The 20247-nt window shown below is 59.6% G+C and carries 17 protein-coding genes and 2 pseudogenes; 6 read left to right on the forward strand and 13 right to left on the reverse strand.

Translation table 11 applies throughout. The features are described from left to right. Positions 1-270: 270 nt before the first annotated feature. A complete protein-coding gene (locus tag MLD24_RS16480) occupies positions 271-912 on the reverse strand; it encodes a hypothetical protein (protein WP_227174758.1) in 642 nt (213 codons plus the stop codon). 221 nt (positions 913-1133) lie between these two features. Further along, positions 1134-1604 (reverse strand): bacterioferritin, encoded by a 471-nt coding sequence (gene bfr, locus MLD24_RS16485; RefSeq protein ID WP_248168083.1) that lies wholly within the window; start codon positions 1602-1604, stop codon positions 1134-1136. Positions 1605-1781: 177 nt separating this feature from the next. Here bfr and MLD24_RS16490 point away from each other — a divergent pair, with 177 nt between their 5' ends. Next, the gene (locus tag MLD24_RS16490; RefSeq protein WP_248168085.1) at positions 1782-3365 is read left to right on the forward strand and encodes an ankyrin repeat domain-containing protein; all 1584 of its coding nucleotides are present in this window, start codon (positions 1782-1784) and stop codon (positions 3363-3365) included. A gap of 17 nt (positions 3366-3382) precedes the next feature. Here the strand turns inward: MLD24_RS16490 and MLD24_RS16495 are convergent, their stop codons facing one another. Next, positions 3383-4081: an FMN-dependent NADH-azoreductase gene (locus tag MLD24_RS16495; protein WP_248168087.1), complete on the reverse strand. Its 699-nt coding sequence runs from the start codon at positions 4079-4081 to the stop codon at positions 3383-3385. A gap of 121 nt (positions 4082-4202) precedes the next feature. On the opposite strand from MLD24_RS16495, the gene MLD24_RS16500 reads away from it, so the two are divergent. The 3 genes and pseudogenes from MLD24_RS16500 to MLD24_RS21750 all read left to right on the forward strand — a co-directional run. Beyond that, entirely contained in the window at positions 4203-5120 is a 918-nt protein-coding gene (locus tag MLD24_RS16500; protein ID WP_248168130.1) for a LysR substrate-binding domain-containing protein, read from the forward strand. A 236-nt stretch (positions 5121-5356) separates the two neighbouring features. After that, a pseudogene (locus tag MLD24_RS21745) lies at positions 5357-6079 on the forward strand (PAS domain-containing protein); the annotation flags it as partial. Positions 6080-6181: 102 nt separating this feature from the next. Further along, positions 6182-6622: pseudogene (locus MLD24_RS21750) on the forward strand (methyl-accepting chemotaxis protein); the annotation flags it as partial. 7 nt (positions 6623-6629) lie between these two features. On the opposite strand, the gene MLD24_RS16515 reads toward MLD24_RS21750, so the two are convergent. Next, positions 6630-8345 (reverse strand): extracellular catalytic domain type 1 short-chain-length polyhydroxyalkanoate depolymerase, encoded by a 1716-nt coding sequence (locus tag MLD24_RS16515; RefSeq protein ID WP_248168089.1) that lies wholly within the window; start codon positions 8343-8345, stop codon positions 6630-6632. A gap of 167 nt (positions 8346-8512) precedes the next feature. Further along, positions 8513-9703 (reverse strand): multidrug effflux MFS transporter, encoded by a 1191-nt coding sequence (locus MLD24_RS16520; RefSeq protein WP_248168091.1) that lies wholly within the window; start codon positions 9701-9703, stop codon positions 8513-8515. 232 nt (positions 9704-9935) lie between these two features. On the opposite strand from MLD24_RS16520, the gene MLD24_RS16525 reads away from it, so the two are divergent. Further along, positions 9936-10799 carry a hypothetical protein gene (locus MLD24_RS16525; protein WP_248168093.1) on the forward strand — a complete coding sequence of 288 codons (864 nt, stop codon included), beginning with the start codon at positions 9936-9938 and terminating at the stop codon, positions 10797-10799. A gap of 6 nt (positions 10800-10805) precedes the next feature. On the opposite strand, the gene MLD24_RS16530 is transcribed toward MLD24_RS16525, so the two are convergent. The 7 genes from MLD24_RS16530 to MLD24_RS16560 form a co-directional block, all read right to left on the reverse strand. Next, on the reverse strand, positions 10806-12392 hold the full coding sequence (locus MLD24_RS16530) for a flavin-containing monooxygenase (RefSeq protein WP_248168095.1): 1587 nt from the start codon (positions 12390-12392) through the stop codon (positions 10806-10808). A 59-nt stretch (positions 12393-12451) separates the two neighbouring features. Then, on the reverse strand, positions 12452-13303 hold the full coding sequence (locus MLD24_RS16535; protein WP_248168097.1) for an SDR family NAD(P)-dependent oxidoreductase: 852 nt from the start codon (positions 13301-13303) through the stop codon (positions 12452-12454). 46 nt (positions 13304-13349) lie between these two features. Then, on the reverse strand, positions 13350-14288 hold the full coding sequence (locus MLD24_RS16540) for a metal-dependent hydrolase (protein ID WP_248168099.1): 939 nt from the start codon (positions 14286-14288) through the stop codon (positions 13350-13352). Between the two features lie 395 nt (positions 14289-14683). Next, positions 14684-15529, reverse strand: coding sequence for a DUF72 domain-containing protein (locus MLD24_RS16545; protein WP_248168101.1), 846 nt, complete (start codon positions 15527-15529; stop codon positions 14684-14686). A 51-nt stretch (positions 15530-15580) separates the two neighbouring features. Beyond that, positions 15581-16066, reverse strand: coding sequence for a DUF6942 family protein (locus tag MLD24_RS16550; protein ID WP_248168102.1), 486 nt, complete (start codon positions 16064-16066; stop codon positions 15581-15583). Positions 16067-16169: 103 nt separating this feature from the next. After that, complete coding sequence (locus MLD24_RS16555) at positions 16170-17786, reverse strand: M28 family metallopeptidase (RefSeq protein WP_248168103.1); 1617 nt, start codon at positions 17784-17786, stop codon at positions 16170-16172. A gap of 195 nt (positions 17787-17981) precedes the next feature. Further along, positions 17982-18863, reverse strand: coding sequence for a LysR family transcriptional regulator (locus tag MLD24_RS16560; RefSeq protein ID WP_248168104.1), 882 nt, complete (start codon positions 18861-18863; stop codon positions 17982-17984). A 220-nt stretch (positions 18864-19083) separates the two neighbouring features. Between MLD24_RS16560 and MLD24_RS16565 the strand changes: the two genes are divergently transcribed. Further along, positions 19084-19755, forward strand: a complete 672-nt coding sequence (locus MLD24_RS16565; RefSeq protein ID WP_248168105.1) for a type 1 glutamine amidotransferase domain-containing protein — start codon at positions 19084-19086, stop codon at positions 19753-19755. A gap of 60 nt (positions 19756-19815) precedes the next feature. On the opposite strand, the gene MLD24_RS16570 is transcribed toward MLD24_RS16565, so the two are convergent. Further along, positions 19816-20022: a cold-shock protein gene (locus MLD24_RS16570; RefSeq protein WP_227174810.1), complete on the reverse strand. Its 207-nt coding sequence runs from the start codon at positions 20020-20022 to the stop codon at positions 19816-19818. Positions 20023-20247: the final 225 nt, after the last annotated feature.

The following is a 20247-nucleotide window of genomic DNA, read 5'->3' on the forward strand; positions in this document are numbered from 1 at the left end:
GGGAAACTGATCGGTCGAAGCCGAGCAACCTGAAGTAAAGGAGGCTGACGGCTACGAGTAGTAGGGCGGTAGGAATTTTCACTAGGACGCCTCCTGAAGGTCTCCGGCCCGGCAGTGTGGGCCTGGCTTAATCCAACAGGGGCTCCAGCGACGGAAAACGCGCGAATAAGTTCGCTGTAAAAAAAAATGTGACGAAGGTTCGTTTCCATAGACATGTAAGGTACCACGTCCCTCAGGTGCGATGGCACCCGAGGGACGGTCCGTTTCTTCTCAGCGACGCTCGATCGACTGAATTCCACCATTGTCGTGCAGGCGGGTCAGTTCGGCCTGGGTGAACTCCGCGTAGCCTGAGTAATAGCTGTCCTGGGAGGCTGCGCCCGAGCTGATGTCCTTTCGCAGACCTTTGGATTTGTTATACACCGTATCGCCAATCTGGAATATGACGGCCTCGGGGGCGACCTTGGCGATCCGCATCAGACCATAGCGGTAGGGGCTTTCGGTGTCGTCAAATACGTCCCGAACATCGATGATGTAGTAGTCATGGACCTGTGGCGCGGCGATATAGGCGGCTTCCTGCTGGTTGTCCTGGTAGATACCGAAGGCGATGGCAATGACGGCAACGATGGCCAGCGCCAGTCCACTGAACATCGGCAGGGTGTTCTTTTTGGTGAAGACGGCCTTCTTCAGCTGAGTGGCTAGGTCGTTGGGCAGTTCGTTGCCAACCAGGGTCTTCTTGCAGTGGGTGCACTCGATGCCGACTTTCTGCGACGTGACGCAGGTCGGAATCTTGTAGAGGTGGAAGTAACGCATCAGGCCAAAGCTGTTGAACTGGTTGCTCTCACAACTTGGGCAGTCGATCCCTTCGATCAGTTGGCCAGCAATGACCTTGTTATTGGAACCCCAGACAAGCATAGGTGTCTCCTTCAATTCCCTTGAATATGATGACATCAGGAGACGCGCTGGCTGGGTAGGACCGGCACCAGCCGGTGTAGCCACGACGAACTCCCTTTCGCCATTGATTGTCGGCAGACACCTGTCCTGTGCTGCCGGCGGCTATTATCCCCGTCGGTTGCGGCGGGGACAAGGTGCGGGCGAGATTTCGTGATTCCCCTGCTAGACGATCAGCAGCGTCGTTAGCCCGCCTGGGATTGCAGGTAGTTCTGCAGGCCCATGCGGTCGATCAGGCCGAGCTGCTGCTCCAGCCAGTAGGCATGGTCTTCCTCGGTGTCGGCCAGCAGGGGCTCAAGCACGGCACGGGTCTGGTAGTCCTTTTCCGATTCGCAGAGCTCGATAACATCTTTTAGCGCCTTATCAACGTCGTACTCCAGTTGCAGGTCGTTCTTCAGCATGCTGGGCACGTCGGTGCCGATGTTGAGGCCATCCCGTTTGGTCATGTCGGGGGTGCCTTCGAGGAACAGAATGCGCTCGATCAGCGCCGATGCGTGGTCCTTCTCCTCGGTGAACTCGTGGTCGATGCGTTCGAACAGCTTGGTCAGTCCCCAGTCCTGGTACATCCGCGAGTGAATAAAGTACTGATCCATCGCCGCCAGCTCGCCGGCCAGTAGTGCGTTCAGGGCGTCGATGATGTTCTGTTTGCCTTTCATGGTGAAGTCTCTCCGTTATGTCCCGGGCATGGTTGCCAATACTGTATCCCAAGTTCCCTGGTGGGTGTTTGATCAACATCAGCTAATCAGTGGCTCCTGGAAGTGCTGGAGCTCTGGCTTTCAGCCACCAACGTCGTTATGTTCAGGCGATCTCAGCAATGGATGGCAATGAACATCATGACGTTTCGACCCTGGATCAGAGTCCTCGCATCCTTTTTTCTGTTTTCCCTGCCGGCTTTGGGGCTGGGTGAGACGTTCACCTACCACGGCATGGCGGGTAGTGATCCCGTCTCGATGATTCTGGCGATCCAGTCAGACGGTCGTGCCGAGGGGCGCTTCGAGCATGGCAGTCAATCCGTGGCAGTGACTGGCGTCCTGGTCGATGGCGAGCTGAAGCTGACGGCTGATGGTGATCCCGATCGGCCGGACGAGCGTTTCCTGGGACGTTACCGGTCACAGTCGCAGCGTTTTGGCTGGCCCCCGGAGGATGCCCTGGAGCACTATCCGGTGACGTTGTCCGGGGAGTGGGCCGTCGGTGACCAGCGTCGAGCCTTTGAGCTGGCGCTGGAGCCTTTCGGTGATGGGCGACTCAGTTGTGAGGAAATGCGATCCCAGCCTGAACGGGTATTCCGGCAACAACCGGACCTCGGGTCGGGCCATGGCTCGCCATTGAGTGTGGAGTACGATTGCCCGGAAAGCCTGCTGAAGCAGGATTTCCTCAAACGCCTGCATGAACTTGCCGAGACCCTGAACGGTTCGGAGAATCTCAGCCTGATCTGTGGCGGCACGATCGAGTATGCCAAGAACCGGTATTTCCTGTTCCGGTTGCTGAAAGCGGGGTTTGTGCCGCGACAAAACCCTGATCAGCGGCAATGGGGGCCATCGCGAGACGAGATGTTGAACTACCTGGCGTATTGGTCCGTGCAGAGTCTCTACAATCGGCGTCTCTACGAGGCGTTTGTGGACGAAATGGCGCTGGCGGAGCGCCGGCTGGCCCAGCACTATGCGGCCACCTCCGGGTTGAACGCCGACGAAGCAGCCCAGGCAGCGGCCAACGGCATTGAGCTCTACCTGAGACGGGCGGCCGGAGCTGCACCGGCCCGGGATCGCCGGCCGCCGCCGTTGCTTGCGGCCTTGCTGGCCGGGCCGACAGACTTGCAGGCTCTGGACCGGTTGATTCGCGACAGTGACCCCCGGACTTTGTCCCGGGCTTTGAGCGCCGCTCTGATACTGGAGCGTGGCGACGTCACCATCAACCGGCTGTTGACGGCTGTGCCTGATCTCAACCACAGCCACAATCCTGACCCCGGTTACGTTCAGAGTAGCGAGCCCCCTTTATTCGCCAGCCTGACCCAACCGGAGCGTGTGCGGCAACTGCTGGCAGCGGGTGCGCAGGTGGATAGCCAGAGCGGGTTTGGCAAGACCGCGCTGTACTACGCCATCCAGTTCAACCGCCTGGACGTCGCCGAGCTGTTGATTGCCGCAGGGGCGAACGTGAATCACCAATACCCGAGTGCGGAAGCGCTGGACAGTGGCGAGCGACGTTGTCGCTACAGCATTCGCCGGGGACTGCGAACACCGCTGATGCACGCCGCCCAGCATGCCGGGCCGGAAATGCTGTCAATGCTGCTGGAGGCCGGCGCCGACCTGGGGTTGAAGGACGATCTGGGTGACACGGCGATGGCCTATGCCGAACTTGGCGGCAAGCCGGCCAACGCCGATTTCCTCAATCGTCACCTCATGCTGCAACCGGCCCCCTGAGGCGGAGCCGGGAACCGTCAGGCCGGCACTGCGGTGGTGTCGGCAAGTTCCGCCAGCAGTTGATCCGCCAGCGCATCCACCTTCTTGTTGGCATTGGCGACCGATGCCGCCAGCAGATCGCCACCGGCCTCCTGATACTCAATCGCCACCCGGTGGATACGGTTGATGCCGATAAACTCCAGTACCGTCATCAGCGCCGGTTCCAGGTGATTCATGTGAGCCAGCGGGCCGCCTGGCTCAAACCCTTCGCCACCCCGGGCGGAGAGGATGATGGCCTGGCGAGGCCGATCCGCCAGTAACGGCGTGAATGGGTCCTCCGGTTGGCTGGGATCGAAATCCACGGTACGGCCGACGCGGACGATCTGGTCGACCCACGCCTTGAGGGCGGCGGGCATGCCGAAATTGTAAAGCGGCGAACCAATCACCAGCACATCGGCGGCCACCAGTTCATCCACCAGGCGGTCACTTTCCGCCAGCACGTCGGCCATCCACGGTTGTCGGCGCGCTTCCGAAGCGAAGGCGGCTTCAATCCAGCGCTGGTCAATGAAGGCCGGGGGCGAGAGGCCGACTTCCCGATGGGTGACCGGGTCGTTCGGACGTTCCTCCCGCCAGCGGTGGATAAAGCGATGGCTCAGGTTGCGGCTGTGGGAACCGTGTTCGTCACGTCCGGCCAGGCCCGGGCGGGCACTGGCGTCGATGTGCAGGATACGGGGCATGGTGACTCCTTAATGTCTGAGTTGAATTCAGGTGCTTGTGTCAGCAAAATCAGGCTATCGCTCAGTCAACATTGGCGACAAACGATCATTTTTTCTTGATACAGATGAGTTGGATTCATCCATTATGTCCAGACGTTTGCCATCCCTGTCTGCGTTACGTGCCTTTGAGGCGGCCGCCCGGCATGAGAGTGCCAAACTGGCGGCTCAGGAACTTTCTGTCACCGCGACGGCCATCAGCCATCAGATTCGTGGACTGGAAGAGTCGCTGGGGGTAGCGCTGTTTGTCCGTAAGCCTCGCCAGTTGATCCTGACGACCCAGGGGAAAGAACTGCTGCAGGTGCTTGAGACGGCTTTTGACAACATCAGCCAAGCCGTTGAGCGCCTCACTGTCACGCCCAGTCGCCCGGCGGTGACACTCTCCACCACACCTGCCGTAGCAGCGCGGTGGCTGCTGTCCTGGGTCTGCATGCTGCGGGTGTCCCATCCGGAGATTGACCTGCGTATCCATGCTTCCCATGAGCCGGTGGCGTTGGATGGCGTCACGGCGGATCTGGCGATCCGTTATGGTGATGGTCAATGGCCCGGCCTGGTGGCAGAGAAATTGTTCGACAACTACTTCGTGCCCGCCTGCAGTCCACATCTTGGGCTACAGAATCTGGCGGACTTGCCGAAATACCCTTTGATACATTTTCATCCCCAGGGCGCCTCGGTGACGCCGATGGACTGGGCCGGCTGGCAGAAACAGGCTCAGGTACCTGGTCTGGATGTGACCGCGGGTCTGGAGTTTTCGGACGAGACCCATGCCATCGCCGCCGCCGTTGGCGGGCAGGGAGTGGCCCTGATGAGTCTACCGTTAATCGAGGACGAACTGGCAGAAGGGCGGCTGGTGCAACCCTTTGGTCCGGAGCTGGAAGGCAAGCCGTTCTACCTGGTGTACCCGGAAACCCGCCGCCAGGACCCGGTGATCCTGGCGATCCGCGACTGGGTGCTGAACGTGCCTGGTGGTCTGTGCACCTTGGCGCCCACTCGGGTGTCATGATCGGCCATGAGTGATCGGCGACAGGTCACGCAACCGTATTACTGGCAGCAAAGGCTCTCCGGGCCTAGTCTCAACACTGTGTAGCCGCTGTCGCATTTTAGTTGTCGCGACAGTCTTCAGCGTCGTCAGCGGATAGGCCGCAGGATCTTTAGACGACTACCGCCACAAAGGATCATACCGCCATGTTTGGCAGAGAATTGCGTAAAGAAAACGCCGAATTGAAAGAAGAGCTCCATATGCTCCGCCAGTTGGTGGACGACGTGTCTCAGGAGTTGTTGGTACTGAACTTGGATGTCCGGGGAGTAATCACATCTCACAACCACAACTTCCTGATCGAAACCGGTCTGGCTGAGAAAGACCTGGTCGGCCATCACATCAAGGACCTGGTTCCCTCGTTCCTACGCAGTACTCCTCATTTTGACCGGATGATGTCGGCCCTGAGCAATCATGCGGTCTGGGTAGGGGCCTGGCAGATTCAGAACAACCGGGGGGAGCATCTTTGGTTGCGCTCTACTCTCTGTCCGATCAAGAGTGTGGATGGCAAGCTGGATCATTTCACGATCTTTGCCAATAACCTTACTCGCACCATCGAGGGTTCCCGCGAGCATGAGAACCTGATCCAGGCCATGCAGCGTTCCACCGCGGTTATCGAATTTGATATGTCTGGCCATGTGTTGGCGGCCAACGACCTGTTCCTGAACTCAATGGGGTACTCACTGAGCGAGATCAAAGGCAAGCACCACCGGATATTCTGTCCTCCTGAGGTCTACAACTCACCGGAGTACGAGCGCTTTTGGGAGCAGCTTCGACACGGCAATTTTATTGCAGAACGCTTTAAGCGGGTCGACAAATACGGTCGAGATGTGTGGCTTGAAGCGTCCTACAACCCTTTGATGAATGCACGCGACGAATACTACAAGGTGGTCAAGTTTGCCACCGTGATCACTGATCAGGTGCAACAGGAGCAGGAAGTGGCCAGGGCTGCTGGTGTGGCCTTTGAGACCTCCCAGGCAACGGATGCCAGTGCCAAACGGGGCATGGAGGTGATGCAGAACACCGCTGCGGTGATGGGGCAGTTGGCGGAGCAGATGGTCAAAGCCGCTGAGGGCATTGGTAATCTGGACAAACAGGCCCAGATGATCAATGCCATCATGCAGAACATCAGCAGCATTGCCGAACAGACCAACCTGCTGGCCCTCAACGCCGCCATTGAGGCAGCCCGCGCCGGCGATCAGGGCCGCGGGTTTGCCGTGGTGGCGGATGAGGTGCGACAGCTGGCGTCACGCACCTCGGAGGCGACCGATGAAATCTTTGGCGTTATGGGGCAGAACCAGAGCCTGACGTCAGATGCGGTCAGCATCATCGAAGGTGGCAAGAAGCAGGCCGAAGAAGTCCGCGAACTGGTGGACGAAGCCAGCGACGTCATCAATGAGATTCAGGACGCCGCCAAGCGTGTTGTCGATGCGGTCTCCCAGTTCGCAGACCGATTGAACCAATCCTAGTGTCCCGCTACGGGCATTGGCCGCTCTGGTAGTGACCAGGTGCGGTCTCTCTCACCCACGAGGACAACCCGGCCACTGCCCCCAGGTAGTCATCCCCGCCGTAGCTGAAGTAACCGCCTGCGTAGTAGGCCCGGCCGGCAAGGCTGTGGTTGAGGTTGGTGTCCTGCCAGTCGGTGCAGACGGTGTCGCCTGGATTGCTATCGTCGCCGCAGGCGGCCGGTTCGCTGCTGTACCAGCTCCCCGGGACGCCTTCATGAAGTGTTACCTGGCTCCAGGTATCGAACGACCCGCCGATATCGATGTTATCTCCGCTGGCGTAAGCCCGTAGATTGGAGGTGCCGCCAGCATAAGCCCGCCCTGTTGCGATGTGGGTGTCGGGCGAGGCAGTGGCTTGCTCACAGGTTTCAATGGGCGTGTTGGGATCGACGACCGTGACGGTTCGCTCCCGGGTTGTGTTGTTGTCAGCGCTGTCGGTGGCCGAGTAGGTGCAGAAGTAATCACCAACTGTGGTGGTGTCGACGTCGCTGCAGTCTGCGGTGACGCTGAGCTGACCGTCTTCGCTGTCTTCCGCCGTCGCTCCGGGATCGGTGAAGGGCTCGCCCAGGTTCACCGTCATTGGGTTGTTTCCAATCAATGTGATCACTGGGAAGCCGCTGGTACTGCCATTTTTCGGGTGACGGTCGAAGAAATCCCAGACGATGTCGGGATAGCTGGGGCCAACCCGTACTGACCACTTGCCGTTGTTGCCATGCTCTCCGCCGATCCAGTAGTGACCATGATCGGTGTCTTGCAAGTTCGGTGTGGCCAAGGGGCCGTCCAGGAATATGGTTTCCACCAGTGAGCGTTGGCCGGCCTGACCGTTCTCGGTATAGCGGGTGTGCTGGCATTGATGGCGGTCCTGATAGTACGGAGAGCAGGCCGTTGACGAGGCTTCGCTGTTACCCTGGGAGCTGCCGTCACTCCCAAACACCTGCAGGTGGCCGTCCCGGATGTTGTTGGCCGCTGTCTGCAAAACCGTACAGTCATTGGCGTTCTGAAGAACCATCAGTGGGATGGGGTAGTCATCGTCCAGCTCAGCCGCCATGTCTGAGGCCACCTGTGACACGCTGTGGAAAGACGCGCTGCCCGGGCATTGGCCAGTCAGAGATACCGAGGCGGCATCCTCACCGTAGGGCAGTCCAGAGGCGGCGGCTGCAGCGGCCCAGTATTCGTTGTGTGCAGTTGCAGCGACAACCGCCATGGCGCCGCCAGAGGACAGGCCGGTGATGTATCGCCGCTCGGGATCGATGGCAAACGCGTCCTCAACGGCAAGGCCGATTTGATGCAGATCTTCGACTTCTCCGCGGCCTTGGTGACGATGATGATCAAACCAGAAGCCCCAGCAGTTTTCATTGCGCAGACCGTCATAGCTGCTGATGAACGGGGCGACCAGCACGAAGCCATACTGGTCCGCGGCTGCGGTAAGACCCCAGTCAGCGAGCACGTCGGCGTTACTCTGTTTGCAGCCGTGCAGAGCCATCACCATCGCTGCCGGCGTGGTGAGATTGTCCGGGACATAGACCTGGTAGTCCCTGGCGCGGGACTGGCTATAGGCCTGTTGTGGCAGGGTGTAGCTGTAAGTCTGTCCGGCCATTGTCGGAGCGCTCGTCAACGACAGCACCATGGAGACAACGACGAGAGCCAGCAGGCTGAGCTGTGTCAGCCGGGTTGGATAAACAGTCATTGGCAGTTCCTTCTTGTTGGTTTTGTTTCCGCCACCAGAATGAAGAAAGAACCGTGCCAGATTGGCAAGCCGTTGATTGGCTGAGGGGAAGGTATTCGGCTGGTCTTAAGGTGACCTGTCAGCCGGACACCGGTGTCTGGAAAGCCGGACTGGCCGGTTTCGCAGGGTCAGGTTGCAGCCAGTTCCCTGGCAACCGCCCGCGGTGCACCCAGGGCAAGCAGGACCGCACCGCAGGAACAGGCCAGCATACTGACCACGATGGGCAGCAGGGCGTGGCCGCCAAACACCGAGGACAGCGCGCTTATGCCGCCGGCAATGGTGAACTGGGACGCGCCCAGAAGGGCTGCGGCGGTGCCACCGAGGTGGGGGAAGAACTCCAGTGCGTTGGCCATGTTGTTGGGGACAATACCGCCCTGGCAGCCAATTGCGCCAATGATGCAGGCTACCACCAGCCACAGCGGTCCATTCATTGCCACCACCGCGACCAGGGCCACCAGTGCGGCAAACTGCATGATCACCTGCACCCGCAGCAGCACCACGGATGAGAACCGACGCAGCAGTGGCCGATTGATCAGGTTAAGGGTGGCCATCAACACGATGTTGGCGGCAAACAGGATCGAGAACTGACTGTTCGACAACCCAAACCACTCCTGGTAAATGAACGAGGAGTGAGTAATGAACAGCATCATGGTGCTGAAGCACAGCACCTGGATGCCAATGAATCGCATGGTGGTGCGGTGTTTCAGCACCAGCAAGTAGTTGGTGACCAGAGTCTTAACCGGGGTGGTCGCCCGGGGACGCGGTTGTAGCTTGGGAAACAGCGCCAGTTGCAGAGCCAGGACCAGGAACACGGCGTAGCCCGCGAGCACCAGAAAGATGCTGTGCCAGTCGCCAAACGACAGCATCATCGCGCCGAGGGAGGGAGCTGCGGCCGGGGCGATGAACATGATCAGGCCGATCATGCCAAACAGACGTGCGGCATCCTGGCCGCCAACCTGATCCCGTACAATGGCAGGCACCGAGACGGCACAGAAGGCGCCGCCAACGCCCTGGGCAATCCGCCATATCACCATGTCGGACAGGGAGCCGGCCTGGGCGACCATCACACCGGTGATGGCAAAGATGGCCAGACCGCCGAGCAGTATCGGACGACGACCGTAGCGGTCGGAGAGTGGGCCGCCCACCAGCTGTGCAAGGCCGAGGGTGGCGACATAGGCGCTCAAAGTCAGGCCGACATCACTGTGGGGAATGCCGAAACCGTCCGCGATGCTGGGAAAGGCCGGCAGGTAGGCGTCCAGCGCCAGCGGGCCGAGGGCCACGGTCATTCCGAGCAGTAGAGCAAGGTGAAAATGAGACAAGGGCTACCTCCTTAGTAGGTAGATAGCTAACAGTATTTGCCCGGCTGCGGCAATGAGCAGTTTCCGAAAAGTCTTGTGTAACAAATGGTTGTATTGACATAAGGCGGATGCCGCAGCAGCGGAATGGTAACCCTACAACGGCTCCGGCTTCGGTAGAATACGCGTTAATCTGAGTCTCCTTAATGGCTCGTTGAATAACCCATACGAGACACTCGTGAGGAAGTGTGTGTTGATGAACCGAAACTCGTTGATTGCCGGTCTGCTGGCAGCCGCCACCCTGATCGGTGGGTGTTCTAACCCCGAGACACCGCAGGAAGTGTCCCAGCTCTTCTGGCAGTCGGTGATCGAGAATGACGCCAGTGATGCAGACGACTACTCCACACTGGTGAACGAAGCGGCTTTTGATGGCTTTGAGCGGGACTGGCGGGGCGTGACGGTTCAGTGGGGCCGGGTGGTTATCGATGGCAATGAGGCCCGCATCGAAACGGTGCTTGAGGGCATGGCTCGCCAGACGACTCCGCTGGAGACCACCACCTACCTGGTCCGCAAAGGCGATGAATGGCTGGTGGACTATTACCGCACCGGCGATGCCCTTGCGCAAGGACCACTGTTTGAACAGGTGATTGGCAAACTGGAGCAGCTGGGCCAGGATCTCCAGGCCCGCTGGTCAACCCAGTCCAGTGAGCTGGCGGACGAGATCGAACGCATGACCCGGGATCTGGAAAAGCAGGCAACCCTGGCGAATGAGCGTTTCACCCTTCTGTTGGAGGATTACGCCGGCAAACTGGAGCAGCAGCTGGAAGCGTTGTCCCGCTCCATTGAGGAAGCTTTGGAACAGCACCCGTCTTCAACTCCGGAAGACCGGCGTCGGCTCAACCAGGCGGTGATCCGGCTGGATGATCAGAGCCAGCGCCTGCAGGAGCCCGATCTGCAATCGGTGGCCATGACCACCCAGGTGGCCGCCGAGACCCGGCTGACCCTGGCCCAGCTCGGCGATGAGTTTGCCGGCTATAAAGCCGAATGGAACCAGCGGGTCAGTGACATGGAGAATGAACTGGCGGCGCTGCTCCGCCAGTTCACCGGCGCGGAGAGCTGATCGCTCTTACCCGGTCACCGCTTCCGCTTTACGGCGACGAGTGCGGTTCGATTTCACCGGTTTGGGCGCTTCGGCCTGGCCGTAAGTGAGATCGTAATCCTCCAGGTTGAACACGTTCAGGCGTCGTTTCAGTGCCTGCAGTGACCAGGGCCAGGCGGCGAAGTTACGGCCGTTCTGGTCCAGGTAGTAGCTGCTGCAGCCGCCGGCGTTGAAGACCGTGGTCTGCAGGTTCTTCTGCACCCGCTCGTTGTGGGTCTTCAGTACATCGGATTTGATGGTGAGCTTGCGGATGCCCCGGTCGCGGATCTTCAGCAAGCCATCAATGATGTAGTCGAGCTGCGCTTCCGCCAGCTGGATGAACGAATCGTACACCAGCACATTGGGTCCAAGGATCAGGAAGGCGTTCGGGGTGTTCTCGATGGCGGTACCGAGGTAAGCCTCCGGGGAGCTGCTGGCCCACAGGTCTGCCAGGCGTTCGCCACGGTCGTTGAAGACCTTCTGGCCAATGGGCGGGTGAGACACATCAAACCCGGTGCCCCAGATAATCACGTCCACTTCCCGCCGCTCACCGTTGGCGGCGATCACCGTGTTGCCCTCAACCTTCACCAGACCACTGGCAATCAGTGAGGTGTTGTCCGCCTGCAGGGCCGGGTAGTAGTCGTTGGCAAACAGAATACGCTTGCAGCCGATGTCGAAGTTCGGCGTCACGGCCTTGCGCAGGGCCGGGTCTTTCACCTGTACTTTCAGCAGTTGCCGCGCCGCAACATTCACTGGCTTCAGGAAGGCCGGGTTGCGCAGGCCGAAATTGATCACATTCAGTGAGCCGGCCACCGCTTTGCGCCAGCTTTGCTGGATCACGGGGAAGCGCTCAATGGCCTGCTTGCTGCTCGCCCCCAGCGCTATGTCCGGCTTTGGAAGCACCCAGGGAGCGGTGCGCTGGAACACCGTCAGCTCTTTGGTTTGAGGCTGGATCTGGGGGACGAACTGGATCGCGGATGCGCCGGTGCCGATGACCGCGACGCGTTTGCCGGTCAGATCCACGTCATGGTTCCAGCGGGCGGAGTGGAACATCTCGCCCTTGAAACTCTCCAGGCCGGGAATGGCCGGTATCCTGGATTCGGTGATCGGACCGGTCGCGAACACCACGGTGCGGGCGAGGTATTCGCCGTTGCTGGTATCCAGGCGCCAGAGACCGACATCGTCGTCCCAGGCAGCCCGTTCAAGGGCGTTGTTGAACTCGATCAGAGGGGTGATGCCAAACTCATCGCTGACCCGCTCCAGGTAACTGAGAATCTCGGGCTGCTTGGCAAACAGGTTACTCCAGCGGCTGCTGGGGGCAAATGAGTAGGAGTAGAGCGACGACGGCACATCACAGCCACAGCCCGGGTAGGTGTTTTCCCGCCAGGTGCCGCCCACGCGGCTGGCTTTCTCGATGATCTTGAAGTTGTGGTAACCGGCCTTGTTGAGCTTGATGGCGGTGGCAAGCCCGGAGATGCCTGCGCCGACGATGAAGGTGTCGTAGATCCTGGCGTTGTCGGACGGGGAGGTTCTGGCGGCTGCTCGCCGGGTTTTCTTGGGTGTGGAAGTAGCCATGGGTTGAAACCGTATTGGGTGACTGGGGAGTTAATTAGAGACTCCTAAGGGAGCGTCCGTTATTTGAAGAGCCGGTACGACAGTCCCAGGAATCTGGTGTAGAGCGCAGGTGATGCGCGCTTCATCATCCAGAACAGCTTGGCGTCAATCTGCGGCGTGGTGTAAAGCTGTCCGCGATCGAGCCGGTCCAGGGTCAGGCGGGCCACATCGTCACTGGTGGTCATGGCGTAATTCATCAGCGCATGGTCGGCGAGTTTGGAGTAGCGGCCGGGAATGCGTCCGTTCTTGATGATGTTGGTTGGCACCAGGGTCGGGCACAGCACGTTGACCCGGATGTCGTACTTCTTCAGTTCCGCCGACAGGGTTTCCGACAGCGCCAGCACCCCGGCCTTGGTGACGTTGTAGGCGCTCATCTCCGGCGCCGCGGTGTAGGACGCGGCGGACGCGACGTTGATGATGGCGCCCCGACCGAGTCGCTTGAATTGCGGCACGAAGTAGTGGCAGCCATGGATCACGCCCCACAGATTGACGTCGGTGCACCACTTCCAGTCCTCCAGTGTCAGCTCGTCGAAACGGCCGCCGAGGCCGACGCCGGCGTTGTTGATGACCAGGGTGGCGGGTTGGCCGAAGAAGGTTTCCGCTTTCTCCGCCAGGGCCTTCACCTGCTCGGCATCGCCCACATCGCACTGCACGGCGTGACCCGTGGCGCCCGCCTGCCTGATACGGTTGACGGTTTCCTCCGCCGCTGCGAGGTTGATATCGGAGCACACCACGGAGCCATGGCGTTTGGCCAGTTCCAGGGCAAAGCTGCGGCCAATGCCGCTACCGGCGCCGGTCACTACCGCATAGGCGTGGCTGCTCGGAGCGGGCTTTCGGTTGAACAGGGATTTCATGCTGAACGGTGATTTCATAGAGGCAGATCCTGAAAGGGGTGACCAAGAGCAAAGCGGGCGTGAGTCACGCCCGCACTGGCGGTACCACCTGTTTGACGAAGTAGGGGGTTAACAGGCCGGTTTCCGGATGCAGCAACCGCTCTTTGTAGTACTCGAGGTATTCGCTGGTGTCGTGATCGTTGGGGTGGAAATCCGGCCGCAGGTAATCGAAGACGTGGCCCAGGGTGCTGCCATACACACCGTTCTTGCGGCCGATCAGCAGGCCCAGACTGCGCTTGGCATCTTTCCAGAAGCTCAGGCTTACCAGGTTGCGGGGTTTGCGCAGGAACGGAATGGCGACGCCACCGAGCGGCACCAGGAACCAGATGGTGAACAGCGCCAGCGCGAACCCGCTGATTCGCAGCGGATAGCTGCCGGACAGCTCCTGGTAGACGTCGTAGGCGATGTCCTTGTGCTCTGCCTCTTCCAGCATGTGCCACATCCACAGGCCACGCTGCTTCTCATCTTCGCTGTGAAAAAAGTGGTCTTCGTGCTTCATCATGAATTCCGCCAGCACTGCGGTGAAATGCTCGATACCCGCCATCAGCGACAGTTGCAGGCGATGGGGGAAGCGTTTGAAGCCATAGTTGAAAACGTTCTCGGCCAGAAAGCGGTAAAGCGGCACCGGAAAGCGGTGCTCCTTGAGAATCTCGTTCCACTCTTCATGGACTTTCGAATGCAGCGCCTCCTGGCCAATGAGGGAGGTGACCCGCTGTTTCAGCACCGGATCGGTGAGAAAGTCCCGGTGGTAACGGGCGGTGTCGATGACCAGGTCCTCGCCGTAGGTCAGGAAGATCGACAGCGCCTCGAAGTAGGCGGAGGCCAGTTCGGCATTCAGGTAGAAGTTCGGGTCCGCATCCTGGGCATTGAAGTCGAACTTCATGTGGCGAATGGGCACTTCCGGCTTTTCTGCGGTCTGGGCACTGGCTTGGGATACCGGTTGAGCTGCGGTCGCGGTCGTCATTGGGGAAACCTGTCCTGAATCGTCATCATGGGTGTGGCCAGACGCTGCGGAAGGGGGACCGGTATGAACGTCTGGCCTGGGTGGCACAATCAATACACTCCTTGCAGGCTAAGCTGATCAAATGTTCGGATTCAATTCGGAACCCGCGTTGTTAAAGGCTGGGAGAATCCGCTGATGAGTCGTCTGGCAGACCCCGCCATACCGCACGCTGTAGCGGTTTTCGGTAGGGCGGTGACGATTGTGTCTGAGGTGGGAGAGGTGCTTACCGAATGCTTGTTCGGGTATTGTTTTAGCGGATGACCGATCCTGTCGGTTGCAGATCAGGCCGTTTGGCCCGAAAGGTCATTGTCGATTGGCCGCAACGGCGCCCTAGAACATTCCCCTAGAGCGCCCCCCTAGAACAGCCCCAGCTGGGGCGCTTCTGTGGTGAGTTGCAGTTCGGGTACTCCGGGGGCCCGAGCGTGCAGGAGTTCGCTCCAAAGCGCTGCCAGTGACAGGGCGTCGCCATTGTCAGGCATGTGCATGAATACATAGGGGGATCGCCCCTGCTCCAGCCACTGGCCAACCCGCTCGACCCAGGGGGCGAGAAAGGCCCGGTTTGATTCCAGATCCGGGTGGCCGATGTAGCGGACCATCGGTGGCGCGTCCACCGGTAGCAGGTGGACCGGAACACGGGGTTTCTTGCGTTGGGCGTCGACAATAACGTCCGAGTCTGCGGTGGCGGAGAACAGGGCGCGACTGTCAAGACAGACCCGGGCGGTGTTACGTTCACGCAAGCCGCGATTCAGGTGGCGTTCGGCTTCGCCTTTCTGAAAGAACGCCGGATGCCGTACTTCCACCGCACATCGCAATGGAGACGGAAGGCTCTCAAGAAACTGCCAGAGGTTGTTCAGGTGGGCGGGGCCAAAAGCGGCGGGCAGTTGTAGCAGAAATGGGCCGAGAACATCCTGCAGGGGCGATAGTATGGTCAGAAAGTCGGTAACCGTTTGGCCGACGCCTGACAGCAGCCGATCGTGAGTGACCTGCCGCGGAAACTTGAATACGAACCGAAAGTCGTCCGACACCTGGGCCCGCCATTGCCGGCATTGCTCCTGGCTGGGTGTGGCGTAGAACGTGGTGTTGCCCTCGACGCAATTGAGTACCCGGCTGTAGCGGGACAGTGGGGACGGCCCCGGGGCCAGTTGGCTGTTCCATTTCGGGTCCTGCCACTGGGGGCTGCCAAGGTAGTAGGGAAGGGACATGACGCTCTCTGCTGGTGCCATTACGGAGACGGAGTATGCCGTGGTGTGTTCTCAGGCGCCAACCCCGGTGGGGTAGAAGCCCTGGGCGTCCAGGGCCCGGCGGACCTCTGCCACCATCACATTCGGTAGTTGCCGGTAGTCGGGATAGGGCGTCAGCAGCAGGTGGGCCTGATTGTCGATGGCGATAGCGGAGCCTGGCGTCAACGGCTGCGCCTGATGGGTGTCGATCCCGAACCGGGCCAGGTTGTCCTGGCCACCGATCCAGTGCCAGCTTGGGGGTGTTGCCTCCAGTTCAGCGCTGAAACACAAAGCGGTGTCCCCGAACAGGGTCGTGTCCCGGTAGGTTCGCCAATCATCCGGTTGCGGACTGGCAACCTTGGCGAGCAGGGTGATGATCTTACGCCAGTGATTGGTGTTCCGGGCTATCAGGTCCCGGGCATCAGGACGTTCAGCCAACTGCGGCAGGCCATCTGGTTGGTGGGGGAGATAAAGCCGGAGTTTCGGGGCCGTTGAGCCGATACGGGTGATCTCTGTCATGTCGATGCGCTGGGGTTTTCCTGCCGTGGGTCTTCGTGGGTGTAATGCACAGGGGGCTGCCAGAAGGCAGCCCCCTGTGCTGGAGGGACAGGTTAAACCGATACTACCGAATCCACTTGTCGCCCCAATGGGTGGCTGTGCGCTGCTGTGCTGAGCGAAGCACGCCAACGACCGGAGCGCTTTCCTCGGCGGCGTCGATCTCATCATCGATGAGCTCCGTGGACAGGGACAACCAGCTGGTGACAAACGCCGCGGCGTCGCCGTTCAGCTCCAAGGCCAACTCATCAATGTTGGTCAGGTCATCGCAGCCGGAATGATAGCAGGGATCAAAGGCCACTCCCGCTTCGCCACCGAACTTGGCGGCCTGCTCCTCGGTCTTCAGTACCTCTGCGCCAGTGAACAGGCCACCAAAGGCGATTCCGTCCTCAAAGAACTGGGCGTAGTCGGAGCGGAAGCTGATCTCGGTACCCTCAAAGGCGATGCCCCGCAGGTCAAAGTAGCGCTCGAACAGGGCCTCGGTGGCCGCCGATCCTGGCGGTCCCTGAAGCCCGAAATCGGAACCGTCGCCATCATAGATGAAGTTGCCAAAGTTCGGCGAACCAATCATGTCGTAATTGAGGTAGACCTTGATACGGTCCTTTTCCGCCTGGGACAGATTATTGACGTAGTAGGTCGACCCGACCAGGCCGGCTTCCTCGGCACCCCACCAGGCAAAACGTACCTGGTTGTTGGGAAAGGCGTGCTTCATCTGAAGCGCCAGCTCCAGCAAGGCCGCACTGCCCGATCCATTGTCGTTGATACCGGCACCTTCATAGACCGAGTCCAGATGGGCGCCGGTCATCACCACGTTGTCGGGATTGCCACGGCTGGTTTCGGTGATCAGGTTGAAGGTCTCGGTCTGCTCCCGGACCACATCGGTGACCACGCGAACCTCGACGTCACCGGCTTCAACCCAGGCGGCGCCGGTGTCGTAGCTGGCGAACACGGCGGGAATGCCGCCGGCGTAGTCATCGCCCAAAGTGGCGTTGAGCAGGCCCTTGCGATCCTCGGTATCGCCCTGGTTGAAGATCACCACTGCGGCCGCACCGGCATTGGCTGCGTTTGAGGCTTTCTGGCCAAAGGTGCAGGCCCCGCGCTGTACGACCGCAACGGCTCCGGCCGGGAAACCGGCAAAGTCCGCGGCTTCGCAGCCGCTGGTGGAGGTGTTGCCGAGCCCGAGCTGGACATCAACTCCAACCGCCAGGCCAGATATATCGCCGGGTTCGGTTTGGGATAGATAGGTGAAATCCTGATCCCAGACGTAGCTCTGCGGCACCGGGGCCAGCGCCTCGAGAATGCCTTCGCCCTGCGGGTAGTAGGCATTGAACGGGAAGGGCTGGATTGAGACCTCGTAGCCAACGCTTTCCAGGGTGGTCCTGAGGTAGTCGATGGAGGCGTCATAGCCCGCCAGGCCGGCTGCCCGGTTGCCGTCATTGGCTTGGGCAATGCCGTTCAGGCGATCCAGATGGTACTGCACGCTGGAGGCCTGCATACACCGTGGCAGGCCGAACGGCGTGCTGTTCAGCAAGCCAAAACGACATTCAAACGGGCCGAGCTGCCCGGGACTCCAGAAGTCGTTGAGGATGTCCGATGAGGCGTGCTGATTGGGTGCTGCGTGTGCCGAGAAGGTAAAGCAAAGAGAGGTTAAAGCCAGGGTACGGCTGATCGTGCTGATAGTCATTGTAGTTCTCCAATCCTGGGAGTTTTTTGTCGGGGAGCTTGTAGACGCTCCCTGAACCCGCTTGTGGCGGGCGTTCAGCACAGGAGCCCGAAAGGGTAACTTCCGGGGTTCCCGGGCACCGTGACTTCCTGAGGTGCCAACGAACAGACTAGACGTGGATTTCTGGCGCTTCCAATTATTTGCAGCTTGCGTGTGTTATTCCTCCCAGTCGCGGAAGTATTCAAGCAGATGATCGATGGCGAGCCTGGCCCTCAGCGGCTGGAAGCGACGGTTGTGGTAGACGATCCAGCTGCTGCTGCCCTGGCTCCAGTAGGGCTTGAGCACCGGCACCAGGTTGCCGTTTTTCACGCTCCCCAGAAAACTGCTCCTGGGCATGTAGGCGATACCCAGGCCCTGTTTGCAGGCCTGGACGATGGCGTGGGCGTTGTTGCTGCGCCAGCGACCGCGAACCCGGAATTCGAAGCGTTGGTCGTCCCGCTCGAATCGCCAGAGGTCGTTGTTGGTGACCAGGCAGCTGTGATGACGGAGTTGATCCGGGTGGGTTGGCGTGCCGTGCCTGGCAAGATAGTCGTCACTGGCAGCGGCCATCATGGGGCGATCCAGCAGCTTACGGGCAACCAGACCGGAGTCCTGCAGGCGACCAAAGCGAATGGCGAAATCAATGCCGTCGTCCACGAAGTTGACCATGCGGCTGTTGAAATCCATGTCGATGGTCAGCTCCGGGTGGTGGCTGGCAAAGTCGAGCAGGGCGGGTGCGACGTACTGCTCTGCGAAGGCTCCAGCGGCGCTGACACGGAGGGTCCCGCTTAGCGTCACCTGCTCGGCACTGACCTGTTCATTGGCCTGCTGCAGTCCGGTCATCAGTTCCTTGCAGTGTTGGTAATAACGCTCTCCGGCACTGGTCAGGCTCACCAGCCGGGTGGTCCGGGCGAAAAGGGCTGCTCCCAGGCGAGCCTCCAGCCGGGCTACCTGTCGGCTGACATGGCTGGTGCTGACGCCAAGTTGTCTGGCCGCTGCCGAAAAGCCCTGGCAGTCGGCCACGGTCACGAACTCGGGAATGCCTTCAAAGCTGTCCATCAGAGCTATCCTTCAGAGCTGTCCATCAAAGCGACACCTGGAATCGGTGCTGCCAAGTTTACTGTTGTTATATGGCAATAGTCATTTGTCGTTTTCGGTGATTATCAGTTGGATGGTGACTAATTACACTTGGTCGGAGCCCTCTTAGGGAGAATCGAAACGGCATTCCCGGATGCCTGCAAGCCAGAAACTGAGTCAGACACAAACAGGAGAATGCGCCATGAAAAAAGTACTGATCTTTGTGACCAATCACGCCACCCTCGGCGAAACCGGCGAGCCTAACGGCACCTTTGCGCCGGAACTGACCCACGCCTTGAAAGAGATCCTCAACGCCGGTTTTGACTACGATCTGGTGTCCATCAATGGTGGTAAGGCGCCCTTGTATGGCACCGATATTGAAGGGGATGAGGTGAACCGCGAGATTCTGGCCGATGATGCCTTCCAGAATCGGATCAACAACACCCTGCCGGTAACGGCTGTACGGGTGGAAGACTATGACGCCATTTTCTATCCTGGGGGTTTTGGCCTGTTGTCAGATCTCGCAACCAATGACACGGTCGCCAGGCTCAGTGCACAGCACTACGAAGGGGGCGGTGTTCTGGCGGCGGTATGCCATGGCCCGGCCGGATTGTTGCCGATTACCCTGAGCAATGGCGAGAAGTTGCTGGCGAGCAAGGCGGTGACCGGTTTCACCCGGGAAGAGGAAGTGGATTACGGTACCCTGGACAAGATTCCATTCCTGCTGGAAGAGTCGCTCGCCCGTACCGCACGGCAGTACAGCAAAGTCCAGCCCTGGCAGGAACTGGTGGTGGAGGATGATCGGGTGATCACCGGCCAGAACCCCGCCAGCGCCCACGCCGTTGGTGCCGCCCTGGTTCAGCGGCTGGCCTGAGCAACAGACAGGCACAAAAAAAGGCAGCCGAAGCTGCCTTTTTTATTCGTTGTCGCTGATTTACAGCGGAACAACGTTCTCTGCCTGAGGGCCTTTCTGGCCTTCAGTTACAGTGAATTCAACCTGTTGGCCTTCGGCCAGGGTCTTGAAGCCACTGCTTTGAATAGCGCTGAAGTGAACAAAGACGTCCGGACCGCCTTCACGGGTGATGAAGCCGAAGCCCTTGGATTCGTTGAAGAACTTGACGGTGCCAGTGATAGTAGACATAGATATAAATCCTGAAATCAAATATTTTATTGTGTTGCCGTCATCAACAGGATGATCGGCTAACGGATGCGGGAACTAATAAACAGGCGTGATCAGAAACAGGACGGTGTACTACTACTGGGAACGTCTTATTCGTGAACTGCTTTGCTAACTCTTTCCTACGAGCATTACTCTACTCCGATTTTTCTGAATAAGCCAAGCTTTTCTTTGTAGGCAAAAGCCGTA

This window comes from Marinobacter xestospongiae, from assembly GCF_023156385.1.
Classification (GTDB): domain Bacteria; phylum Pseudomonadota; class Gammaproteobacteria; order Pseudomonadales; family Oleiphilaceae; genus Marinobacter; species Marinobacter xestospongiae.